Consider the following 23,580-nt stretch of genomic DNA (forward strand, 5'->3'; position numbering starts at 1 on the left):
AAAAATAGTATCTTTCAACCGTAATAATGGTTACAATATCTATGAAGAATGTCTTCTTAATTTTTTTTGTCAGCTTTCAGCTCCAAGTTTTTTCCCAGAATATTGAAATTTATGAAAAGCCACCTGTTTTTATGGGTTGCGAAGGGGAATCTATTGACAATTTAAAAACTTGCTTCAATAATAAACTCAATGGCTTTATTTTTGAAAACTTTATAGTTCCTAACCAGGTTACACAGGATAGTTATAAGGGCGATGTAAAAGTATTGTTTGAAGTGGATAAGGACGGAAGCATAAGCGTACTTTATGTGGATGCTATTTATGATACCTTAAAAGATGAAACCAAACGCGTGTTTGGATCTTTGCCAAAAAGTCAACCGGGCTCCTATAATGGCAAGCCTACATTTTTTCAATATTCATTGACGATTAAGATTCCTTTGGTCAATCCTGAAATTGTAAAAAACAACACGATTGAAGAGCAAAAGAGCATTAAGAAAGCGATTGATCTCAATGCTATTGTTTCCAATGAGTTTGATAGTGTTACCAATAACATAAGGAAATATCAAGGCTTGGAATATAGCAGTCAATTGAATATCCCATTCACGCATGGCTATTATGCGCGTTTTGATGCCCATATGAATGGCCTCGGAACCAATAGTCATACCGCGGCAAAACCATTTGTTTTTGAGGAAGTGGCATCCTACTATGATTTTCAAGCTGAAAAAGACGCGCTTATTAAAGGTTCGGAGGGCTGGTGGAGCAGAAAACTGTGGGATGAGCATTTAGTGCAACTTCAAGGAGAAGATTATTGGTTTACCATCGATCCTTTTTTAGACTTGCAAGTGGGCAAGGATACGGATGCTGATTTTAGTAGTACTTTCAATAATACCCGAGGGGTATATATACAAGGAGGCTTGGGTGAAAAGTTTAGTTTTTCGGCTTCTGTTTTTGAAAGTCAAGGCCGATTTGCCCAATATTTTAACCAATATGCCGAGACTTTAAAAGCTTTTGGGCCTGATCCAGCAATTATTCCTGGACGTGGCATCGCCAAACGTTTCAAGGAAGATGCTTATGATTACCCAGTGGCGGATGCTTATTTGTCCTATGCGCCAGCAAAATTTGTCAATATTCAGTTTGGCCATGGCAAGAATTTTATCGGTGACGGCTATCGTTCTTTGTTTCAAAGTGATGTAGCAAGTCCGCATACCTTTTTGAAATTGAATACCAATTTCTGGAAAATCAAATATACCAATACTTGGATGTGGCTCAGAGATGTTCGCGATGCGGTAATTGAAGATAAAGCATTTTTGACCAAATATATGGCCAACCATTATTTGAGCTGGAATGTATCCAAGCGCCTTAATATCGGTCTTTTTGAATCCGTGATGTGGACGGACACTAATGGCCGCGGGTTTGATATCAATTACCTAAATCCAATCATTTTTTTCAGGGCGATCGAATTTGAATCTGGGCAAGGATCTGGAAATGCCGTTGTAGGTGCTTCAGCAAAATACAAGTGGAATAATAAGGTAAACTTATACGGACAGTTCATTTTGGACGAATTCTCCTTGGAGCATGTCAAAGCTGGTGATAAAAGCTGGAAGAACAAATTTGGCTATCAATTAGGAGCCAAATATTACAACGCCTTTAAAGTGGATAATTTGATGTTGCAATTGGAGTATAACCAAGTGCGGCCTTATACCTATTCACATAATACCATCGTGAATAATTATGCACACAGCAATCAACCGATGGCGCATTTGTGGGGCGCAAATTTCAGGGAGTTCATCATCATTGGACATTATAATTATGAGCGTTGGTTTGCCGATGCCAAGTTTATTTTCGGAACGCGCGGGTTAGATTTTAACGACGGCACGGATAATTTTAGTTACGGCGGCGATGTGTATAGAAATTATAACGAGCGACCTTATAACACAGGAGTGAAAATCGGGCAAGGCAATAAGACCAAAACTTTTAATGCCGAACTGCAAGGTGGTTATGTAATTAACCCCGTGAGTCATTTAAAAATATTTACCAATATCAGTTTCAGAAACTTCAATCCAGAAGCAGAAACCGTAACGACTTTCAGAAATAGCACGGTTTGGTTCAATCTGGGCGTAAAGACGGATTTGTTCAACTGGTATTTTGATTTCTAGCAGAATTCCTGCGAAAGCAGAAAGCCTTTAGGTTCAACGCAGTTAATCTCATGTGTTTCTGACGATTATAGTCTTATGCCATGAAGTCTCGTTAATGTGTTGGTGGAAAACACCGATACAGGCATAAATGTGATGGTGTTTTACATCAACAAGGCATCATACTGATCTAAAATCCTCAAGGTTTCCATAAATCCAATTTCAAGACATTTGGATGTTTTAATACTTCAAAAGTCTTTTTCACGCTCCAAAAAACTTCAAATGAATTTCGCCGTTTAATTAATCATTAATTGAATTGCTCAAAACCAATATTCAAAGTATCTTTGCACTCGCATTTAAAAGCGAAAATTTAAGACCAATTGGCGACAACAAATTCTTCTTTATCAAGTGTCTCTATTATTTCTGATTTTAAGGAAATAACAAAAATGAGATTATCAGTGAGTGTCGTGTTTTCGGCCATAGCTGGATACTTGTTAGGCGCAGACACCATCGAGTGGGACATCGTAGTTTTACTGGCTTTTGGTGGTTATTTTATGGTTGGTGCTTCCAATATGTACAATCAAATAATTGAACGTGATTTGGACGCCCTTATGGATCGCACCAAAAACAGACCCGTTCCGGCAGGACGGATTTCTGTCAATTCTGCTTTTACGATGGCCGTCATTTTTACAATTCTCGGTATTGCCACGCTTTATGTGATCAATCCACGGACCGCGATGTACGGCGCGATCTCCATATTTTTATATACCAGTATTTACACGCCTTTAAAAACCAAAACACCATTATCTGTTTTTGCTGGTGCTATTCCTGGTGCCATCCCTTTTATGTTGGGTTGGGTAGCAGCACGAAATGCATTTGGCATTGAACCTGGAACTTTATTTGCTGTACAGTTCTTTTGGCAATTTCCTCATTTTTGGGCCATCGGATGGTTTTTGTACGACGATTACGAGAAGGGCGGATTTTTTATGCTCCCAACAGGGAAACGTGATAAAGGTACAGCCACGCAAATCATTATCTACTCCGTTTGGACGGTTTTAGTATCCATTGTTCCTGTTTTTGGTATCACTGGAGATTTGAAATTGTCGGTTGTAGCGGCCGTCATTGTATTTGCGCTCGGGATGGTCATGGTATATTACGCATTGCAATTATTCAAAAATAGAACAGCACAAGCAGCCAAACAATTAATGTATGCCAGTGTGATTTATATTACTCTATTACAGATTGTTTACGTTGCCGATAAATTTATAAGATAACATGGATTTTACACAAGGAACCTTTCAGGAAAAACATAGTAGAGCAAAAAAAATGATGCTCTGGTTTGGAATCATTTCGCTTATCATGTCTTTTGCGGGCTGGACCAGCGCATTTGTGGTAAGTAGCACAAGGGAAGATTGGCTCGCTGACTTTCAATTGCCAAGTGCCTTTATAGTCAGTACAATTGTTGTATTGATTAGTAGCGTGACGTTTATGTTAGCTGGTAAAGCACTCAAAAATAATGATCGACAGATGACAAGCGTATGGTTGTTTGCGACATTGGCTTTGGGGATTGCTTTTATAACCAATCAATTTATAGGCTTTAATCAAATTATTGATATGGGCTATAATTTCACTGGGCCTACCAGTAATGTGACCATGTCCTACATCTATTTGATAGCGTTGGTACATATCGTTCACGTTATCGCAGGGCTGGTTTGTATTTTGGTTGTAATTTATAATCATTTTAAACTAAAGTATAATTCTGAGGATATGCTAGGCTTTGAACTAGCCGGAACATTTTGGCATTTTATTGATGTACTGTGGGTATATCTCTTTTTATTTTTATATTTTGTGGGCTAATTCGGAGTCTTTTTTCTCGAGCTCACACTACAACTGTATTGAACATTACCTAAAGAACCTCAAAAATTAATGAGGATGTTTCTTTAGATGAATAAAATGATTATTTTTGTCCAACTTTAAAACTAAATAACTGATCACAACATATGGATACGACTGTCGCGAACACTAGTGAAGAAAATAAACGTTGGGGTGGAGGTATTGAACCATTAAAAGCGAGTTATGGTAAAATGATGATGTGGTTTTTCCTCACATCAGACTCGTTAACGTTTACTGGATTCTTAGCAGCCTACGGATTTTCAAGATTTAAATTTGCCGATTCTTGGCCAATTGCAGACGACGTATTTACGCACGTGCCTTTTATTCACGGAAATTATCCAATGATCTTCGTGGCGTTCATGACCTTTATATTGATCATGTCGTCAGTTACTATGGTGTTGGCAGTTGATGCAGGACATCATATGAACAAGGCTAAAGTAAGCTTGTATATGTTCCTGACGGTTTTAGGAGGTTTAGTCTTCTTAAGCTCACAAGCATGGGAGTGGTCAACTTTTATTAAAGGTGATTATGGTGCCGTTGGAACACATGCTGGTAATATTTTACATTTTGTTGATAAAGATGGGAATCGAGTCGCTTTAAAAGACTTTTCTACGGCGGTACCATCCGATCGTACCTATCATGCCACTAAAGACGGAATTTGGTTTACAAATGAAAAAGCACTTCCAAGTTTTACTTTTGACGAGGTTGTTGCTGGATTTAAAGCAAACGAAGATCTTTTGATAAGAACGACTTATACTGCTGAAGGAACGCATCATAAAACCGTTTTATCTCGAAGTGAATCTCTCAAGGAGTTAGAGACTAAAGGCAAGAATGTCGTTGAAGGAGCAAACTTGATCCAAAACGAATACGGTGCCCCTTTATTTGCCAACTATTTCTTCTTCATTACTGGTTTCCATGGATTCCACGTTTCGATTGGGGTTATATTGAACATTATTGTTTTCTTTAACGTTCTTATTGGTACTTACGAGCGAAGAGGAAGCTATGAGATGGTTGAAAAGGTCGGTTTATATTGGCATTTCGTGGATTTAGTTTGGGTGTTTGTATTTACATTCTTCTACTTAGTATAATTATTAGATAACTTATTTTAGACATGGCAGCAGAAGCACATAAATTAGCAATATTCAGAGGGACTCTTAAGTTTAAATCCAATACCCAAAAAATATGGGGTGTATTAATCTTTTTGGCTCTAGTAACAGCAGTTGAAGTTGTTTTAGGTATTTATAAACCAGAAATGTTTATGGGGCAAATCCTAGGCATGAAGGCTCTTAACTGGATCTTTATTATCTTAACTGTAGTAAAAGCCTATTATATTACTTGGGACTTTATGCACATGAGAGATGAATTGCCAAGTCTACGACGTATGGTGGTTTGGACCGCGGTCTTTTTGATTGCTTATTTGGTCTTTATTCTTTTGCAAGAAGGCGATTATATTGAAGGTGTATTTTCTAATGGATTTGTGAAAACTAATTTTTAGGGAATCGCTGCTATACAACGGACAATATTAGTGTTAAACACATGTAAAAAGGCGGTTATTTGAACCGTCTTTTTTATTTTTGCACCTGAGTGTTTTAGTCCAAATTTATTGGATAAAATGGGTCTTATTCGGCTCATACCATCATGAAAATTATCTTAAATGAATATAAAACTTGTTAAACGCTATACCATTCTAGGGATATTGTTTTTTCTTCCCGTAGCGTTCCTATTGATGCTCTATCCTGCAAAACATAATTATTTGGCACTCGATGTGGTAAATGAAAATGTGCAGGACATTAAAGGATTGAGTGAGTACGACCTCAAAGATCATATCACCGTATTAGCCTTTTTCGGTAAAAAGCCGTTAGAGAGAGCCACCGCGGCGTCTAACCTCAAGGAATTAATCTACAATAAATTCAAGGGCTTTAAACATTTTCAAATTATTGTCTTTCTTTCGCCTGAAGCAAAAGCAGATCTTCCAGCTTTAAAAAGGGAAATTGAATCTCATGAGGATTTGAAATACTGGCATTTTGTGTTTTTGGACGACGAGCAGACGCAACAAGTTTTTGATGGTTTAAGGACCGATCTGCCATTGGATGGCAATCTCTCAACTGCACGCGTGTTTATCGTTGATGGCGATCTTAATCAACGTGGGCGTTTGGATGATAGAACCGAAAGAGAATTAGAGTTAAAGAAACCTGCGTATGATTTGACTTCTTATGATTGCGTGGAAGTGGCTATTCTTAAAAATAAAATGAGTGAAGATATACGCGTGTTGTTTACCGAATATAGAGACAAACGCAAAGGGAAGTTTGATTCTTCAACACGACGTGCTAACGATTTAAAAGGGATTACTGATGAGCAAGAAAACTAATTATTCTTATATAGGCGTTTCATTTATTGTGCTTCTATTTGGAATTTACTTCGTTCCAAAAATTATTGACAGGGTCAGTAATGAAGATGTCGTAAGAGATGAAAGCAGAAGTGAAGACATTAATCTGAATCCGAAGAAAAGACCTGGAAATCTCTCCGATCTGCACTTTATTGAACTCAACGGCGTGCGAAAAAAAGTACCAGAATTCAGTTTTACCGATCAAAATGGAAAGACCGTAAGCAACAAGGATTATGAAGGAAAAGTTTATGTCCTGGAGTTTTTCTTTACGACCTGTCCTTCCATTTGTCCAAAGATGAACGCGAATATGGTAGAAATTCAGAATACTTTTCCAAATGAAAAGAATTTCGGAATTGCTTCGTTCTCCATTACACCAGATACTGATACGCCTGAAGTATTAAAGGCTTATGCTGATCGCAATGGGATCACCAATCCTAATTGGCATTTGATGACCGGAGATCACGACAAGATCTATAAATTGGCTAATGACGGCTTTTATCTGTACACCGCAAAAGACGAAAGTGCCGATGGCGGCTTTGAACATTCGGGTAATTTTGCCCTCATCGATAAAAATGGTTTTATCCGTTCGAGATCTGATACTCAGGGCAGTCCTATTATTTATTATAACGGGATCATTTCTGAAAAGGAAAAAGTTGACGAAGAAGGCATGGAGCAGCAAATCACGATGTTAAAAGAAGACATCGCAAAATTGTTAAAAGAATAATGGAAGCAATAAATAGAGCAGCGGAAAAAAAATACAATAAATGGATTGTTGTCCTTTCCATTATTATTCCTGTGATTGTTGGTGCCCTGTTTGGCGTCAATTTGCGTAAGTTAGGTTTTGATGTGGAACCCTTAACGTTTTTACCACCTATTTATGCGACCATAAATGGACTGACAGCACTAATTTTAGTGGCTGCATTTTTAGCCGTAAAAAACAAGAATATAGAACTACACAAAACCTTAATGACGACTGCAATTGGTTGTTCGGTTTTGTTTTTGATGATGTATGTGGCTTATCACATGACCAGTGATTCTACATCTTACGGCGGCGAAGGAACTATGAGATATGTGTATTTCTTCATTCTGATAACACATATCCTCTTATCCATCATCATCATTCCTTTCGTGCTGATTACCTATGTGCGCGCGATCACTAAAAATTATGAACGTCATAAAAAAATCGCAAGAATCACATTTCCATTATGGCTATATGTGGCCGTATCTGGAGTGATTATTTATATTATGATTTCCCCTTATTATGTCTAAAATGAAACACAGAGTTCTTTTTATCGTTTTTACTTTATTCACTTTTGTCACCACCAATGCGCAATGTGCCATGTGTCGCGCGGTTTTGGAAAGTGAAGAAGGCCAATCGACGGCAAAAGGTGTTAACGATGGTATCGTCTACCTCATGATCATTCCGTATGTTCTTATTGCAGGAATTGGAATTGCAATTTACACGCGGTTCAGTAAAAAGAAAGAAATATAAATACAGTTTTCTGTAACATTTTTTGCTTTTATCAGTCTAAATAGAGATTGTTTAAGATAAGTCTTAACAATTCGTTAATATAAATCGAGCATCGATTTGTGTAACATTGCAACACTAAGCGACTGAACATGATCCAAATTAAAGATTTACACAAATCCTATCACATGGGAAATAATTCTCTTCATGTGTTAAAAGGGATTAATTTTGAAGTAAAGGAAGGGGAACTGGTATCCATCATGGGCTCTTCTGGTTCAGGTAAATCGACGCTTCTGAATGTTTTGGGTATGTTGGATGAAGCTGATGAAGGCTCTTACACGCTCGATAATGTTCCCATTAAAAACCTCAATGAGAAAATCGCGGCCAACTACAGAAATAAATTTTTAGGATTCATCTTTCAATCCTTTAATCTCATCAATTATAAATCAGCTTTAGATAATGTCGCGCTGCCCCTGTATTATCAAGGTGTTCCACGTAAGGAACGGGTGGAAAAAGCCATGCATTATCTGGACAAAGTTGGATTGGCGCCCTGGTCTCACCATTTGCCCAATGAATTATCTGGCGGACAAAAACAACGGGTTGCAATCGCGAGAGCTTTGGCCAGTGATCCAAAAGTTTTATTGGCCGATGAGCCTACGGGAGCTTTGGATACCAAAACCTCTCATGAAGTTATGGAACTCATTCAAGGCATTAATGACGAAGGAAAAACCATTTTGATCGTCACGCACGAACCTGATATCGCCAATATGACCAAACGTATTGTCAATTTGAAAGATGGGCTGATCATTGATGATAAATTAGTCCAACAAATTAGAGCGCCTCAGTATGTTTGAAATTGAACGTTGGCAGGAAATTTTTGAGACCTTAAGTAAAAATAAACTCCGCACATTTCTAACCGGTCTTTCCGTCGCATCAGGAATTTTTATTTTAGTCATTCTTCTTGGTTTCAGTTCAGGAATCCAAAACGGGGTGACTTCCCAATTTGAAAAAGACGCTGCTAATAGCATCTCCATCTGGACAGGTTTGACTACCAAGGAATTTAAAGGCTTAAATCCGGGAAGGCGTATTCAGCTTAAAAACAATGATTTCAATACCATTGCTGATAAGTACAACGACGATATCGAATATAAGTCCGCGTTCTATACCATCTGGGGTGGATTGGTCAATTATAAAAATGAATCCGGGAACTATAGAATCCAAGGCGTCATGCCAGACAACCAATTTATTGAAAACGCCGATATCAGTCAAGGACGGTTTTTAAATCATTCTGATGTGATGGGTTCTAAAAAAGTGGCGGTTATTGGAAATAAAGTAAGCCAAGATTTATTTAAAGGACAAGATCCTATTGGTAAGGATATTTCCTTATATGGGATTAATTTTAAAGTGATCGGTGTCTTTTTCGATCCAGGAGGAGAGCGTGACGAAAGTAAAGTCATGATGCCTATTACGACTGCTCAAAAGGCTTTTAATGGCGGGAATGATATCCGGAATATGACCTATACGGTTAAGATGTCAGATAACTTTGATGATGCCGTGAAACTTTCAGAACAAATTTCGATGGGTATTGAAAATGATCTCAAGGAAAGACACATCATCGCTCCTGATGATGTTAGTGCCATTAATGTCAATAATACGCTGGAAGAAGCGCGGAAAATTTATTCTTTGGTGGAAACCATCAAAGCTGTGTTCTGGTTTGTTGGAATTGGAACCATCATTGCCGGAGTGGTTGGTGTTGGTAATATTATGCTCATCATTGTGAAGGAACGCACCAAAGAGATTGGTATTCGTAAAGCTTTGGGTGCCGAACCGATGTCCATTGTTGCCATGATTTTACAGGAATCTGTTTTTGTAACCATGTTTTCGGGACTGTTCGGGCTAGTTGCTGGCCTAGGACTTTTGGAACTTGTAGGGCCGCACATCGAAAGTGATTTTATTAAACATCCGCAAGTGGATTTTAATACCGCATTGACCACGGTATTTGTTTTAGTGTTTGCAGGTGCGATTGCAGGATTTGTACCCGCCTATCGCGCAGCCAAAATTAAACCTATTGTAGCACTAAGAGACGAATAAGATGTTTAGCAGAGACCGTTGGGACGAAATATTGGAAGCCTTAAATGCAAATAAGTTTAGAACTTTTTTGACGGTGTTTGGCGTGTTTTGGGGGATTACCATCTTGGTGCTTTTGCTGGCCTTGACCAACGGACTGAAAAATGGCGTAACTTCTGGTTTTGGCAATTTCGCGACCAATTCCATGTTCATTTGGACACAACAAACTTCAAAACCCTATAAAGGACTTCCCAAGGGGCGACGGTTCAATTTTAAATTGGACGATGTGGCTGCCTTAAAAAATGAATTTCCACAACTTAAATATGTATCCCCTCGTAACCAATTGGGTGGTTATAGTGGTGCGAATAATGTGGTTAGAGGTACAAAAACTGGTGCTTATCAAGTCAATGGCGATTATCCTGAATTTATAAAGCAACAGCCCATGGATATGCTGGAAGGTCGTTTTGTGAGCTATTCCGATATCAATTCCAATCGGAAAGTTTGTGTAATTGGAACGGGCGTTGTAAAAGGACTTTATGATAAGGGAGAAGACGCCTTAGGGACTTACATCAAAATCAACGGGGTTAATTTCATGGTTATAGGCACTTTTAAAGTGAGTAATAGCCAAGGTGATAAAGAGGAAGATGCCAATACTATTTTCGTGCCCTTTACCACTTTTGGACAAGCCTTCAATTTTGCTGATAATGTCGGATGGTTGGCGGTAACGGCAGTCGATGGAACAAATATTACCACACTCAAACCCCAAATTTTAGAAACCTTAAAAAGCCGACGCAAGGTGGCTCCGGATGATGAACGCGCCATAGGTAACTTTGATTTGGCCGAAGCTTTTGGTCGTGTGAATGGCCTATTCTCAATTTTGGGATTGGTAGGCTATTTCGTGGGTGCTTTAGTATTAATGTCTGGAATCATAGGGATTAGTAATATTATGCTCATTGTCGTCAAGGAACGTACCAAAGAAATTGGCGTAAGGAGAGCGTTAGGAGCTTCGCCTTGGATGATTAAATCACAGATTTTACAAGAAAGTTTAATCTTGACTATTTTATCAGGAATGGTAGGTATTACATTTGCCGCCGCTGTGATTTGGGGACTTAATTATGCTTTGGATATGAGTGGTCCTGTAGAAAATTTTGCCAACCCAAGTGTCAGTATGTCCGTCGTTTTTATAGCTCTTTTTATATTGGTGGTATCTGGCCTGTTGGCAGGTTTGATTCCCGCTAATAGTGCCACAAAAATGAAGCCTGTGGACGCTTTAAGAATAGAATAATTATCATAACATCATCAAATGAACCATCTCTTACGATTTAGAGTTTTAATTTCAACTTTTCGTTAAGGTGTAAACATTTGACCATTAAAAAACAATAAGAATTATCAATGAACCACCGGTTACGATCTAGAGTTATTATTTCAAATCATTGTTAAGGTGTTAACATTTGACCATTAAAAAACAATAACAACCACCAAATGAACCACCGCTTACGATTTAGAGTTATTATTTCAAATCATTGTTAAGGTGTAAACATTTGACCATTAAAAAACAATAACAACCACCAAATGAAAAGAACAAAAACAGTCATTATCCTAGGACTTATCGTTGCAATGTTTGCAATCGCCTTAATTTATTTGTATCAAAAAAATCAGCAAGATCCTGTTGTTTACACCACCGAAACTCCAATTGAACAAACGATTGTTGTGAAAACAGTAGCCACGGGAAATATCGTTCCAAAAGATGAAGTGCTGATTAAATCTAATATTTCGGGGGTCATTGAAGAAGTGTTTATTTTGGCAGGAGAATATATCAAATCAGGAGATCTTATTGCTCAAATTCGCGTCATTCCTAATGTGTCTTCCTTAGCGAGTGCTCAAAGTTCAATTTCTTCAAGTCAGACGGCGTTGCAAACCGCGAAAATTAATTTGCAAACGCAACAAACCAATTACGACCGTCAAAAAGCCTTATTTGAGAAAGGGGTGATTTCTTCCAACGAATTTGAAACCATCAAAAACACCTATTTGCAAACCAAGCAAAGCGTTGAACAGGCTGAAATAAGCTTGGCTTCTTCACGTCAAAATTATGATATCGTCAAAACAGGTACGACGAGTGGCTTGGGAAATATTGCACAGACACAAGTAAGAGCTACGGTTTCAGGAATGGTTTTGGACGTGCCGGTAAAAGCAGGAAACCAGGTCATTGAGGCTAATAACTTTAATGAAGGAACATCCATTGCTTCTTTGGCCGATGTTAAAAAAATGATTTTTGAAGGGAAGGTTGATGAAAGTGAAGTGGGCAAAATCAAAGAAGGTCTGCCGCTTGAAATTACCATTGGTGCCATTGAAGATAAAAAATTTGATGCCGTATTGGATTATATCGCACCAAAAGGTGTTGCAGAAAATGGTGCGATTCAATTTGCCATTAAAGGAACCCTGAAATCTATTGATTCTACATTTATCAGAGCGGGATTAAGTGCGAATGCGTCCATCATTTTGGATAAAGCAGAAAACGTATTGGCCATTAAGGAAGCTTTGGTACAATTTGATCCGCAAACCCAGAAGCCTTTTGTTGAAGTGATGGTCGGCGATCAAAAATTTGAACGTCGCGATGTGCAGTTGGGAATCAGTGATGGGATTTTTGTTCAAGTGAAAGGCGGTATTAATAAATCAGATAAAATAAAAGTTTGGAATCAGGTACAAGGCATTCCAGACTATGCTAAAAAGAAATAATTTATTTTAAGTGTAACACTTCAAATGATTCATAGACTTATATTTTAATTATGAAAAAACCAATCCTTATAATTTTCGCCTTTCTAGCATTAACCTCACAAGCACAAGTAAAGAAATGGACGCTGAGCGAATGTGTGGCCTATGCTTTAGAAAACAATATTTCGGTTAAACAATCGGAGTTAGATATCAAAGTTGCACAAATTGGTAAAAAAGATGCCATCGGTAATTTTTTGCCGTCATTAAGTGCATCTACGTCCTACGGTTGGAACATTGGACTTTCCCAAGATCCTATTACATTTAGTGCCGTTACGGCCACTTCAAAAACCTTATCCGGAGGCATCAGTTCTAATATTACTTTATATGATGGATTAAGAAATTTGAACCAACTCTATCGTTCCAATTTAGAAATTGTAGCAAGGCAATATCAATTGGACAAAATGAAGGATGATATTTCTCTTTTGGTTGCCAATTCTTTTTTACAGATATTGTTCAATAAGGAAAGTTTAAAAGTATTAGAAGCTCAGCAAGCTATCAGTGAACAACAGTTAAACCGCACCCAAGATCTTGTAGATGCTGGTTCTTTGCCTAAAGGGGATTTGTTGGAGGTTCAAGCTACCCTTGCTTCCCAAGAGCAACAAATAGTGAATGCCGAAAATGCCATTCAACTTTCAAAAATTACTTTGGCACAAATTCTTTTAATTGAAGATTATCAAAACTTTGATACCGCTGATATCGATTATATAGCGCCTGAACCAGATATATTGAAACAATCTCCAAATGCTATTATAGCGACCGCTAAAGAAACGCGTTATGAAATAAAAATTGCTGAAGCTAATTCAGAATTGGCGGCATATGATGTAAAAATAGCAAAGGGTGCATTACAGCCGACGATCGCTGGCTTTTATAGTTTTAGTTCGAATTATTTTACATCAGAATTGTTTCCTACGCCAGATTTTAGCATGCAAATGTCAGATAATAAAAGACATAATTTTGGATTGCAATTGAATATTCCAATCTTTAATGGTTGGGCCGCAAGTAATAATGTGGGTCGAAATAAAGTTAATCTTGAGCGTTCGAAACTTCAATTGAAACAAGCTAACCTCGATTTGGAAACCGCCGTTTATCAGGCTTATAATGATGCAAAAGGAGCTTTAAAAGCATACCAGGCATCCCAAAAAACGCTGGCAGCAAGACAAGAAGCTTTTAACTATTCCAAAGAACGTTATAATGTTGGCCTTTTAAATGCATTTGATTTTAGTCAATCTCAAAATCAGTTTGAATCTGCACAAAGTGACGTACTTCGCGCTAAATATGATTATATCTTTAAACTTAAAGTATTGGAGTTTTATTTTGGAATTCCTATCACCAATTTTAATTAATGAACCAACATGAGAAAAAAAACACTAATTATCCTAATATCAACCATAGTCGTCCTAATCTTAGTGCTCCTTGTAGGGAAAAAAGCGGGCTGGTTTGGGAAAACAGGTAACTTTAAGGAGGTTGAAACCCAGAAAGTGATGTTGATGGATATTGTTGAAAAAGTTTCTGCGACTGGAAAAATTCAACCAGAAGTCGAAGTGAAAATTTCGAGTGAAGTCTCCGGAGAAATTATTGAATTGCCGTTTAAGGAAGGGCAACAGGTTAATAAAGGAGATTTGTTGGTAAGAGTCAATCCTGACCTTATTCAATCGGCAGTAAACAGAAGTCAAGCAACGTATCAAAATATAAAGGCAGGTTTGGAACAGGCAGAAGCTTCCTTAAGAGAAGCTAAATTAAGCTATGATCGTAACAAGCAGCTTTTTGAAAAAGGAATTATTTCAAAATCAGAATGGGATAAAGCGGTTTCTGGATATGAAATTGCAAAGGCAAGTCAACAGTCGGCTTATTATAACGTACAGAGTGCTGGAGCCTCGGTAAATGAAGCTAAAGATAATTTAAACAGAACCACCATTTACGCACCGATGAGCGGTACCATTTCTAAATTAGATGTGGAACTTGGAGAACGCGTGGTTGGAACCCAACAAATGGCTGGTACTGAAATTTTGAGAGTGGCCAATTTGAACAATATGGAAGTTGAAATTGATGTCAATGAAAACGATATTGTCAAAGTTCATATTGGAGATGCTGCCATTGTTGAAGTGGATGCCTATCTTAAAAAGGAATTTAAGGGCGTAGTGACCGCGATTGCCAATTCGGCGGCGAGTGCGCTTACGGCCGATCAGGTTACCAACTTTAAGGTAAAAGTGAGTATTCTTAAAGAGTCTTATCAAGATTTGATGGAAGGCAAGGGCGAAAATTATTCCCCATTCCGTCCTGGGATGACCGCAACTGTGGACATCATTACCAATAAACGAAAAGATGTTGTGAGTGTTCCGATAAGTGCCATTGTGATCAAAACTGATACGTCTTCAGTTAAAAAATCTTACGATAAAAAAGATATTGGCAAAGAAGAAACGCCTCAAAAAGTTCAAAATGAAGAAAAGTTTGAGTGTGTATTTGTCAAAAACAATGATGAAGCCAAATTGAGAGTGGTAAAAACTGGGATTCAAGATGACACCAATATCGAAATATTGTCTGGTTTAAAAGCAGGGGATGTGATCATCACAGGTCCTTACAATGTCGTCTCCAAAACATTGAATCCAGGAGATAAGATAGAAGTAAAAAAAGCTGAGGAAGCTAAAAAGAAATAGCTCTTAAAAATATTTAAAAGTGGCCTATATACTTAATATTGAAACCGCAACAACCAATTGTTCCGTCTCTCTTTCTAAAGAAGGAGAGACTTTGGTTTTAAAGGAAGATTACAATTCCAATTATTCACATGCCGAATCCCTGCATCTATTTATCGATGCAGTTTTTAAAGAAGCCAATTTGAACCCTCAGGATATTGACGCAATAGCCGTAAGCAAAGGCCCTGGATCATATACGGGTTTGCGCATTGGCGTTTCTGCCGCAAAGGGCTTGTGTTTTGCCTTGAATAAGCCTTTGATTTCTGTAGATACTTTAGAGGCATTGGCACATCAGTTAACTATCGACTCTGGATGTATTGTGCCTATGCTTGATGCACGGCGTCTGGAAGTTTATGCATCGGTGTACGATAAGGATTATAAGCAGGTTAGGGCTATTGAAGCTCAAATATTAGATGAACACAGCTTTAAGGAGTTTCTTGAAGCAGGCAAAGTCTATTTTATTGGCAATGGCGTTGAAAAAACAAAGCAAATCATAACGCACCCTAATGCCGTATTTGTGGAAAACAAATTGCCATCGGCAAACGAAATGGGCAAATTTGCAGAGGATAAATACAAAATAAGCGACCTGGAAGATGTCGCTTATTTTGAACCTTTTTATTTAAAGGATTTTATCGGAACTAAACCAAAAGCTTAGCCTTCTTTATGGATTTCCACTTGATGTGGATAAGGAATGTCAATACCAGCAGCATCCAATGCTTGTTTGGTGCTTTCCAGAATGTCATAATAAACAGCCCAGTAATTTGCGTTTTTAACCCAAGGTCTGACATTGAAATCCAAAGAACTATCATTCAGTTTGGCCAGTCTAACCAACGGTGCCGGTTCTTTCAATACCAAAGGATGTGAGGTGAGTCCCGTCAACAACAAATCTCGAACCTTTTTAATGTCAGAATCGTAACCTACGCCAAAAACCATATCTACACGGCGTAATTCCATCGCCGAATAATTCACGATATTGTCATTGGACAATTTTCCGTTAGGGATAATAATTTCTTTGTTATCAGAAGATGTTAACTTGGTTGTAAATATTTGAATTTCCTTTACAGAACCTGCTTGACCTTGGGCCTCAATATAATCGCCCACTTTAATAGGTTTAAATATCATAAGCAGGACACCGCCCGCAAAATTCGCCAAGGAGCCTTGTAGCGCCAATCCAACAGCTAAACCTGCAGCAGCTAAAATGGCAGCGAAGGAGGCTCCTCCAATGCCAACTGTATTAAGAACCACTACAACAAGAACAACTTTGAGTATCCAGTTAATAAGATTGAGCAGGAATTTTTTGAGGCTGAGGTCATAACGGCCTCTTTCCATTGTTTTTCTGACACCCTTTAATAGTAATTTTATAACCCATGAGCCTACAATCCATATTATAATTGCCGCCAAAATTTTTGGCCCAAATACCATAATTAGTTCGTAACCCCTGTCAGTCCATTGTTGTAATTCCATATATCAATTTATATTTTATGCTTATTTACAAAGTTATTGATAATCATGAGGACTAGGTAATATGAAGACGGTTTTAAGAAAACATTAAGGAAGCTAAAGCAATAAGTGCAGGAACCGATTGTATATAGAAAAGTTTGATTTTTTTGGTTGAAAAGGCGCCATAGAGACCAGCAACAATAACACAAATTAAAAAGAAAGCTATAAATGGGTGGGCCTTCATAATCATTGATAACACTAAGCCAGCAGCCAAAAAACCATTATATAAGCCTTGATTGGCAGCTAATACTTTGGTGTCTTCAGCAAATACTTTTGATTTAAGTCCAAACGTTTTGATGCCTTTGGGCGTTGTCCATAAAAACATTTCTAAAATGAGAAAATAAAAATGGCTAAGCGCAACAAGGCTTACGAGAACTAAAGTGAGGACAGTCATAGTTGAAAAATAGCGCTTGTTAAAGCGCTATTCTATAATTTAGTGGACTTCGAAGGTTACTTTCAGAGTAACCCTGAATTGTGCGATTTCGCCGTTTTTAACGGTCGCACTCTGATCTTTTACATAAACAGACTTAATGTTTTTAACCGTTTCTGAAGCGTGTTTTACTGCCTGTCTTGCAGCGTCTTCCCAGCTTTTATCTGAGTTTGCTAATATTTCAATAACTTTTAATACTGCCATATTTATCGGTTTTTTAAATTAATAATTTACTAATACCTTTAAAGGTAGGAATAAAAAATTAAAAATTAACCATTTATGGCCTCTACTGTAAGTACTTTACCCTTAAGCATTTCCTTAAGCATATTCTCAATACCATTCTTCAAAGTATAGGTTGATGACGGACAGCCGCTACAAGCACCTTGCAAAACGACCTTCACTTCTTTGGTTTCTGGGTCATAAGATCTGAACTCAATATTCCCGCCGTCGCTGGCCACCGCAGGTTTTACATATTCTTCAAGAATACTGATGATTTCTTTTGAGACGTCATCGTAATTTTCAAATTTCGCCTCCATATGACTTTCAGTCTTTTTAAGTGCTTTTGGAGCATCCGCCAGAATTATGTCTTTTTCACTGTCAATGAAATTCTGGAGAAACTCTCTTAATGGCGTCGTGATCTCACTCCAATCTGCCACGTCATGTTTTGTAATGGAGATAAAGTTCTCATCAAGAAACACACTTTTAACAAACGGCAAATGGAACAATTCTGAAGCCAACGGCGAGTATTTAGCGTCTTCAACAGAAACGAACTCATAAGTGGTAGCGACTAATTTCTTATTGGCTACAAATTTTAATACTGACGGATTCGGGGTGCTTTCAGCATAAACTGTAGAAGGTACTTTCTTAACGACTTTATTTTCGGTAACCACCAGATTTCCGTCGTTGATATAGTCTTCAATTTGTTCGGCAACCACATCTTGTACATCTTCCCATTCAACAATATCATAACGTTCTAAGGCGATGAAATTTCCAGAGATATATACTTTTTTTATAAACGGTAGATAAAATAACTGCTGTGCCAAAGGCGAGGCTTTGGCTTCATCAATATTATGAAATTCAAAGCTTTCGTGATTCGTTAAAAACTGGTCCGCCTGAAACTTTAATATAGCTGGATTGCTCGTGGCAAGTATTGTAATTGTGATCTTTTCCATAGGTTCTTTTCTTTATGCAAAAATAAGAAAACAAAAGAGTAAAAAAGACTTTTTCAAGCGGGATGTTAATCACGTGAACTTGGTTGGAAAGCAATAATTTTAAGGCATTTATATGGCGATCAATGAATAGTTCAATATGGTAATTAAAGAGTGGAACACTTTTTTATGATCATGTTATCATCATAGGTTTTTAATTGTCTTAGGTATATGGTTTGGATATAAAATTGGGAAGAACCATGCTTTTAGGTGCATTAAGAACTAACATTTCATGACCATATAAAAGTATCCTAAACCGCCATAAAGACTTCATAGTTAGTAGAAATACAGACAGGGATTCACAGAACATTGTGAAGCTATTTCCATGAAGGCGCTTAAAAAATTTATATATTTGAAAGATTTATAAAGCTGCTCAAACAAATCGGGAAGCCCAGATTCCATTGAAAAGACAAAAGAGTATGACATTTAAAAAGTTTTGTATAGTAGCATTTACCGTTGTGATTGCACAGTTTAGCGAAGCTCAAGAAGGATTGCCGATTTACTCTGATTACTTAACGGATAATTATTATTTGATTCACCCTTCAATGGCGGGCGTTGCAAATTGTGCCAAGTTAAGATTAACGGCACGTAAGCAATGGTTTGGTCAGGATAATGCGCCGGCATTGCAAACCTTTAGTATTAATAGCCGTATTGGCGATTCCCCGTCTGCGGTGGGAGCCATTGTATATAATGATAAAAACGGATACCATTCTCAAACAGGAGCTTATCTTACCTATGCCCATCACATAATGTTTTCACGTAATGAGATCGATTTGAATATGTTGTCTTTCGGAATTAGTGCCGGCGCCATTCAGTATAAATTAGATGAAACGACTTTTGTTTATGAGGGCTATGATCCTTTGATTTCAGGCGTGCAGCAAAGTGCTACAAATTTCAATATCGATTTCGGATTCTCTTACCATCTAATTAATTTTTACGCGCATGCGACAGTTAAAAATGTGTTGAATAATGATGGCGTCAATGCCAATGCCAACGGTATTTTTAAGTTTGATAACTTAAGAACCTTCCTCTTTAGTGCCGGAAATGTTTTTAGGAAATTCGGCAGTGAGTGGAGCTATGAACCTTCACTTTTGTTTTTATACCGCGACGGTACCAAGGAATCTTCTATTGATATCAATGGAAAGGTTTATAAAGATATGGACTTTGGGAAATTATGGGGTGGTATCTCCTATAGAAGAAGTTTGGATGGCGCTGAATTTGCAAATAATGCTGGCGTAAGCAGTCAAAAACTGCAATATTTCACACCGTTTGTGGGTGTTGATTATAAAAACCTTGTCTTTGCCTATACGTATTCTTATCAAGCTAACTCGGTAGTTTTTAATAATGGCGGCTTCCATCAATTGACGCTTGGTTATAATTTTAATTGTAGGAAAATGCACTTTGATTGTGTTTGTCCGGCCATTAACTAAAACAAAAAGACCTCAATAGCGCATCGAAGCTTTTTTGGTGGAATCTATAAAATAATCTTTGAGTGCATGAAACCTCAATCTCAAGTAGTTCGTTTCTCTTTGTCTTCGTTAATAGCATTGAGCATGGCGTTTTCCAAGACGTTGGCAACTTATTTTGTTGCTGCGATGATAATTACCCCAAGATTTATTTGAATACCAACAAGAAACCTTACTTCTGTGAAGACCTGAAATCATTAACTGATTGAAGATAATCTCAATTTTAAATGTCTATTTTTGTTAAATATATCGGTTTTTACCTTGAAACAAGAAACCTTAAACTAGAAACTGCAACAAATGCCAATCATAAAATCAGTAAAGGGAAAATATCCACAAATAGCAGACGACTGCTATATCGCAGAAAATGCTACCATCGTTGGGGAAGTTACCATCGGCACACAATGCAGCATTTGGTTTAACGCCGTGATTAGAGGCGATGTGAATTATATCAAAATGGGGAACAAGGTTAATATCCAGGATGGTGCTGTCATTCACGCCACCTATTTAACCTCGCCGACAACTATTGGGAATAACGTTTCTATTGGGCATAATGCGATTGTGCATGGCTGTACTATTCACGACAATGTGTTGATTGGGATGGGCAGTATCGTGATGGACGATTGTGTGGTGGAAAGTAATAGTATTATTGCCGCAGGTGCTGTGGTCACCAAAAACACAAGAGTTCAATCTGGAAGCATTTACGCCGGTATCCCAGCGAAAAAAGTAAAGGATATCAGCCAGGAATTGATTTCAGGGGAAATCCATCGCATTGCGGAAAATTATGTGATGTATTCAGGCTGGTTTAAAGAAGAATAAAGTGCTTGGACAGGCTCAGCAACCGTTAACATCAATCTTTTTTCCGAGAGCCACGAGATTATGAGGAAATGATTAAAATCTCAAATAATCAACGTTATAGTTTTCATCTAAAATGTCTTTCAAAACATCGACATTCCCATTCGTGTAAAATTGATTGATCGCAGTTGAGGTTTGTTTATTCAATAATTGATGCAGTTCTAAAACTGATTTGGTTTGTCGGGCGACTGCTTCGCCAGAATCAATGATTTTGACATGGTTTGGGAGCATATCCAATAGGAGTGGGATAAGATAAGGGTAGTGTGTGCAGCCTAAAACCAAGTAATCAATATTCGCATCAAGCATCGGTTTGAGGTAGGTTTGCAATAAGATTTTCATCTCTTCGCTATTCGTTCTACCATCTTCAATGAGTGTCACTATACCTTCGCCAACCTGTTCGATAACTTGGATTCCATGGCTATATAAATCCGTGGTTTTATGAAATAATTCACTTGTGAGTGTGCCTTTGGTAGCCAAAATGCCAATGGCCTTGGTTTGCGTGCTTAATGCGGCTGGTTTAATGGCAGGTTCGATTCCTATAAACGGAAGGTCATAAGTATCTCTTAAAGTTTTGATGGCGTTGGTTGTTGCGGTATTACAAGCGACGACAATAAGCTTACAATCTTTTGCTATGAGCAATTCGGTGTTTTTGATGCTTAAAGCAATGATTTCTTCCTTCGACTTATTGCCGTAGGGCGCATTAAAACTATCCGCCAGGTAGATGGTATGTTCATGTGGAAGCAAGGCTTTTATCTCCTTAAAAATAGAAGTGCCGCCAATGCCAGAATCGAAGATGCCAATCGGTTGAATGCTCATTAATATGGATTTAAGACCATTTCATTTTTAGACATAAGATAAAAGAGTTGTTTTGTGATCGGTTGGAAAATAGTTTAGTAAACTTAACCTTTCTTAATAAGTACTCAAATAAACTGTCACAAAAATAGAAAAGCCACTCGTTAAAAGTGGCTTTCTATATAAAATTTTACTGTTATTCTAAAATAATTCTAGAATCCTAAATCTTTCTTAACTGGAGCCATAAGGTCTGTTCCTTCAGCTAAAATTACACCTGAACCTGGAGAAGAATCCAATACATATTGAAAACCTTGTGCTTTTGCAACTTTTTTGATCGCTGCTTCAGCTTTGTCTGTAATTGGCTTTAACAAGTCAAATTCTTTCTTTTGAAGATCTTGTTGAGCAGTTTGTTGGTACTCACGAATACTTTGTTGCATACCTTGAACTTCTTGAGATCTTTTTGCATTTTCTTCATCAGTCTTACTCTCAACTTCAGCTTGGTATTGCTTCATTTTATTTTGAAGTTCAGTAGCCATAGTTTGAATTTCCGTCTCATAGGTTTTTTGCAATTTTTCTAACTCTGATTGAGCACTTTTCATTGCTGGCATCGCTTTGATAAGCTCTTGCGTGTTGATATGAGCAATTTTACTTTGTGCATTAGAGAAGCTCGTCGCTCCAATAAAAAGTAATCCTGCAAATAAAAGGGTCTTAAATTGTTTCATTTTTAAAATAGTATTACGTGTTATAATTATTAATTGTTTCTAGTTATTATTTTCTGGAATGGTATCCTTTTTTGTTTTTTCAGTTTCCCGTTCATCCTTTGCTTTTTTGCGATCTTCTAATATTTTCTTTCTGCGTTCGTCAAGTGCTTTTTGTCGCTCTACACGATCGGTAATTTGTTGTTGTTTCTTTTCTTCAGCAATTTGCGCTGGGGTCTTTTTAGAACTATCTACAGCAGTTTTGCCTTTTTCCTCAATCTTAATTGATGTACTATCCTGAGGATTGTTGTTATCTCTTTCCGCCTTTGCTTTTGCGCGATCGTCCAATATTTTTTGTCGTCGGGCATCGACGGCAGATTTTAAAGAATCTCTGGTCGCTTGTTGTTCTGCTCTTCTTTCATCAGCAGCTGATAGGCGTTCATTCTTTTTTTCTTCTGCAGCTTGTTCGCGGGCATCCAATTCTTTGTTGATTACAGGTACAACATCTTCTTGTGAAGCCGCCCTGCGTTCTGATTTGGTTTGCGCTTGTGTTCGTTTTGAGGATCTGGTGATACTTCTTAAAACCAATTCACTAATATCAAATCGTTCTGCTGCAAATAACATGACCACATCAGCCGATTTGTCAAAGATAAAATCATATTGTTTGCTGTCTGCAATTTCTTGAACCGCTGCAAAAATCTGATCCTGAATAGGCTGAATCAACTGTTGTTTTTGAATCATCAAATCGCCATTTGGCCCGAAACGATTTTGTTGATAGTCCAAAATTTCCTTTTCTTCAAAGCTGAGGTCCTCGTAACGTTCATCGTAAAGTTCCTTGGTCAAAAGTACACGTTCATTGTTGAGTTGTTCTTTTTTTTGATCCAATGCGGCTAATCGCTGATCCACTTCCGTCTTCCATTGCACGACTTTAGTTTCTAATTGCGCTGAGGCTTCTTGGTATTCCGGAACATTTTGCAAAATATATTCGGTGTCAATGTAACCTATTCTAACGCCACGCTGTTGCTGTGCGATTGAAGTAAAGCTCCAAAGACTTATGACTGTCAATAAATAAAGAACTTTATGTTTCATCTGTTTGTATTTTATCATTTATGAGTCACGCTATAAATTCTAAAAATGACAGATAAACTTAACGATTCTGTCCGATCAGCGCAATATATTTCAAATTAACGAAATATATTCTAAAAAATTTTAACACTCGTATTAAATCG

General features: G+C 37.6%; 25 protein-coding genes. 18 read left to right on the forward strand and 7 right to left on the reverse strand.

Annotated features, from left to right (window positions below; translation table 11 throughout):
* Window positions 1-131: 131 nt before the first annotated feature.
* The 16 genes from ABIQ28_RS00230 (at window position 132) to tsaB (ending at window position 16,060) form a co-directional block, all read left to right on the forward strand.
* Window positions 132-2,153, forward strand: coding sequence for a gliding motility protein RemB (locus ABIQ28_RS00230; RefSeq protein ID WP_348034733.1), 2,022 nt, complete (start codon window positions 132-134; stop codon window positions 2,151-2,153).
* 356 nt (window positions 2,154-2,509) lie between these two features.
* Window positions 2,510-3,403: a heme o synthase gene (cyoE, locus tag ABIQ28_RS00235; protein WP_348034734.1), complete on the forward strand. Its 894-nt coding sequence runs from the start codon at window positions 2,510-2,512 to the stop codon at window positions 3,401-3,403.
* 1 nt (window position 3,404) lies between these two features.
* Window positions 3,405-3,986 carry a cytochrome c oxidase subunit 3 gene (locus tag ABIQ28_RS00240; RefSeq protein ID WP_348034735.1) on the forward strand — a complete coding sequence of 194 codons (582 nt, stop codon included), beginning with the start codon at window positions 3,405-3,407 and terminating at the stop codon, window positions 3,984-3,986.
* A 143-nt stretch (window positions 3,987-4,129) separates the two neighbouring features.
* Complete coding sequence (locus tag ABIQ28_RS00245; RefSeq protein WP_348034736.1) at window positions 4,130-5,110, forward strand: cytochrome c oxidase subunit 3; 981 nt, start codon at window positions 4,130-4,132, stop codon at window positions 5,108-5,110.
* Between the two features lie 23 nt (window positions 5,111-5,133).
* On the forward strand, window positions 5,134-5,517 hold the full coding sequence (locus ABIQ28_RS00250) for a cytochrome C oxidase subunit IV family protein (protein WP_348034737.1): 384 nt from the start codon (window positions 5,134-5,136) through the stop codon (window positions 5,515-5,517).
* Window positions 5,518-5,676: 159 nt separating this feature from the next.
* Window positions 5,677-6,390 (forward strand): hypothetical protein, encoded by a 714-nt coding sequence (locus tag ABIQ28_RS00255; RefSeq protein WP_348034738.1) that lies wholly within the window; start codon window positions 5,677-5,679, stop codon window positions 6,388-6,390.
* Complete coding sequence (locus ABIQ28_RS00260; protein ID WP_348034739.1) at window positions 6,374-7,132, forward strand: SCO family protein; 759 nt, start codon at window positions 6,374-6,376, stop codon at window positions 7,130-7,132. Before ABIQ28_RS00255 ends, ABIQ28_RS00260 begins: the two co-directional genes overlap by 17 nt.
* Window positions 7,132-7,677 carry a DUF420 domain-containing protein gene (locus tag ABIQ28_RS00265; RefSeq protein WP_348034740.1) on the forward strand — a complete coding sequence of 182 codons (546 nt, stop codon included), beginning with the start codon at window positions 7,132-7,134 and terminating at the stop codon, window positions 7,675-7,677. The genes ABIQ28_RS00260 and ABIQ28_RS00265 overlap by 1 nt, the downstream gene beginning before the upstream one ends.
* Before the next feature lies 1 nt (window position 7,678).
* Window positions 7,679-7,900 carry a hypothetical protein gene (locus tag ABIQ28_RS00270; protein WP_348034741.1) on the forward strand — a complete coding sequence of 74 codons (222 nt, stop codon included), beginning with the start codon at window positions 7,679-7,681 and terminating at the stop codon, window positions 7,898-7,900.
* Between the two features lie 128 nt (window positions 7,901-8,028).
* Complete coding sequence (locus ABIQ28_RS00275) at window positions 8,029-8,730, forward strand: ABC transporter ATP-binding protein (RefSeq protein ID WP_348034742.1); 702 nt, start codon at window positions 8,029-8,031, stop codon at window positions 8,728-8,730.
* Window positions 8,723-9,967: an ABC transporter permease gene (locus tag ABIQ28_RS00280; protein WP_348034743.1), complete on the forward strand. Its 1,245-nt coding sequence runs from the start codon at window positions 8,723-8,725 to the stop codon at window positions 9,965-9,967. The genes ABIQ28_RS00275 and ABIQ28_RS00280 overlap by 8 nt, the downstream gene beginning before the upstream one ends.
* Before the next feature lies 1 nt (window position 9,968).
* The gene (locus tag ABIQ28_RS00285) at window positions 9,969-11,228 is read left to right on the forward strand and encodes an ABC transporter permease (protein WP_348034744.1); all 1,260 of its coding nucleotides are present in this window, start codon (window positions 9,969-9,971) and stop codon (window positions 11,226-11,228) included.
* Window positions 11,229-11,515: 287 nt separating this feature from the next.
* The gene (locus ABIQ28_RS00290; RefSeq protein WP_348034745.1) at window positions 11,516-12,679 is read left to right on the forward strand and encodes an HlyD family efflux transporter periplasmic adaptor subunit; all 1,164 of its coding nucleotides are present in this window, start codon (window positions 11,516-11,518) and stop codon (window positions 12,677-12,679) included.
* A 50-nt stretch (window positions 12,680-12,729) separates the two neighbouring features.
* The gene (locus tag ABIQ28_RS00295) at window positions 12,730-14,058 is read left to right on the forward strand and encodes a TolC family protein (RefSeq protein ID WP_348034746.1); all 1,329 of its coding nucleotides are present in this window, start codon (window positions 12,730-12,732) and stop codon (window positions 14,056-14,058) included.
* Between the two features lie 9 nt (window positions 14,059-14,067).
* Window positions 14,068-15,369, forward strand: coding sequence for an efflux RND transporter periplasmic adaptor subunit (locus ABIQ28_RS00300; protein WP_348034747.1), 1,302 nt, complete (start codon window positions 14,068-14,070; stop codon window positions 15,367-15,369).
* 19 nt (window positions 15,370-15,388) lie between these two features.
* Window positions 15,389-16,060 (forward strand): tRNA (adenosine(37)-N6)-threonylcarbamoyltransferase complex dimerization subunit type 1 TsaB, encoded by a 672-nt coding sequence (tsaB, locus tag ABIQ28_RS00305; RefSeq protein ID WP_348034748.1) that lies wholly within the window; start codon window positions 15,389-15,391, stop codon window positions 16,058-16,060.
* Here tsaB and ABIQ28_RS00310 read toward each other — a convergent pair.
* The 4 genes from ABIQ28_RS00310 to ABIQ28_RS00325 all read right to left on the reverse strand — a co-directional run bounded on the left by ABIQ28_RS00310 (window position 16,057) and on the right by ABIQ28_RS00325 (window position 18,507).
* Window positions 16,057-16,869: a mechanosensitive ion channel domain-containing protein gene (locus tag ABIQ28_RS00310; RefSeq protein ID WP_348034749.1), complete on the reverse strand. Its 813-nt coding sequence runs from the start codon at window positions 16,867-16,869 to the stop codon at window positions 16,057-16,059. The genes tsaB and ABIQ28_RS00310 overlap by 4 nt on opposite strands.
* A 73-nt stretch (window positions 16,870-16,942) precedes the next feature.
* On the reverse strand, window positions 16,943-17,299 hold the full coding sequence (locus tag ABIQ28_RS00315; RefSeq protein WP_348034750.1) for a DUF1304 domain-containing protein: 357 nt from the start codon (window positions 17,297-17,299) through the stop codon (window positions 16,943-16,945).
* A 39-nt stretch (window positions 17,300-17,338) separates the two neighbouring features.
* Window positions 17,339-17,539, reverse strand: coding sequence for a dodecin family protein (locus ABIQ28_RS00320; protein WP_348034751.1), 201 nt, complete (start codon window positions 17,537-17,539; stop codon window positions 17,339-17,341).
* A 65-nt stretch (window positions 17,540-17,604) separates the two neighbouring features.
* Window positions 17,605-18,507, reverse strand: a complete 903-nt coding sequence (locus tag ABIQ28_RS00325; RefSeq protein WP_348034752.1) for a NifU family protein — start codon at window positions 18,505-18,507, stop codon at window positions 17,605-17,607.
* 455 nt (window positions 18,508-18,962) lie between these two features.
* Between ABIQ28_RS00325 and ABIQ28_RS00330 the strand changes: the two genes are divergently transcribed.
* Entirely contained in the window at window positions 18,963-19,973 is a 1,011-nt protein-coding gene (locus tag ABIQ28_RS00330; protein ID WP_348034753.1) for a type IX secretion system membrane protein PorP/SprF, read from the forward strand.
* Window positions 19,974-20,306: 333 nt separating this feature from the next.
* Complete coding sequence (locus tag ABIQ28_RS00335) at window positions 20,307-20,825, forward strand: gamma carbonic anhydrase family protein (RefSeq protein ID WP_348034754.1); 519 nt, start codon at window positions 20,307-20,309, stop codon at window positions 20,823-20,825.
* 72 nt (window positions 20,826-20,897) lie between these two features.
* On the opposite strand, the gene murI is transcribed toward ABIQ28_RS00335, so the two are convergent.
* From murI to ABIQ28_RS00350, 3 genes are all read right to left on the reverse strand, one after another.
* Window positions 20,898-21,677, reverse strand: coding sequence for a glutamate racemase (gene murI, locus ABIQ28_RS00340; RefSeq protein ID WP_348034755.1), 780 nt, complete (start codon window positions 21,675-21,677; stop codon window positions 20,898-20,900).
* Between the two features lie 188 nt (window positions 21,678-21,865).
* A complete protein-coding gene (locus ABIQ28_RS00345) occupies window positions 21,866-22,375 on the reverse strand; it encodes an OmpH family outer membrane protein (protein WP_348034756.1) in 510 nt (169 codons plus the stop codon).
* Window positions 22,376-22,414: 39 nt separating this feature from the next.
* Window positions 22,415-23,440, reverse strand: coding sequence for an OmpH family outer membrane protein (locus ABIQ28_RS00350; protein WP_348034757.1), 1,026 nt, complete (start codon window positions 23,438-23,440; stop codon window positions 22,415-22,417).
* Window positions 23,441-23,580 lie beyond the last annotated feature (140 nt).

The organism is Gelidibacter sp., assembly GCF_039916245.1.
In the GTDB taxonomy this organism is placed as follows: domain Bacteria; phylum Bacteroidota; class Bacteroidia; order Flavobacteriales; family Flavobacteriaceae; genus Gelidibacter.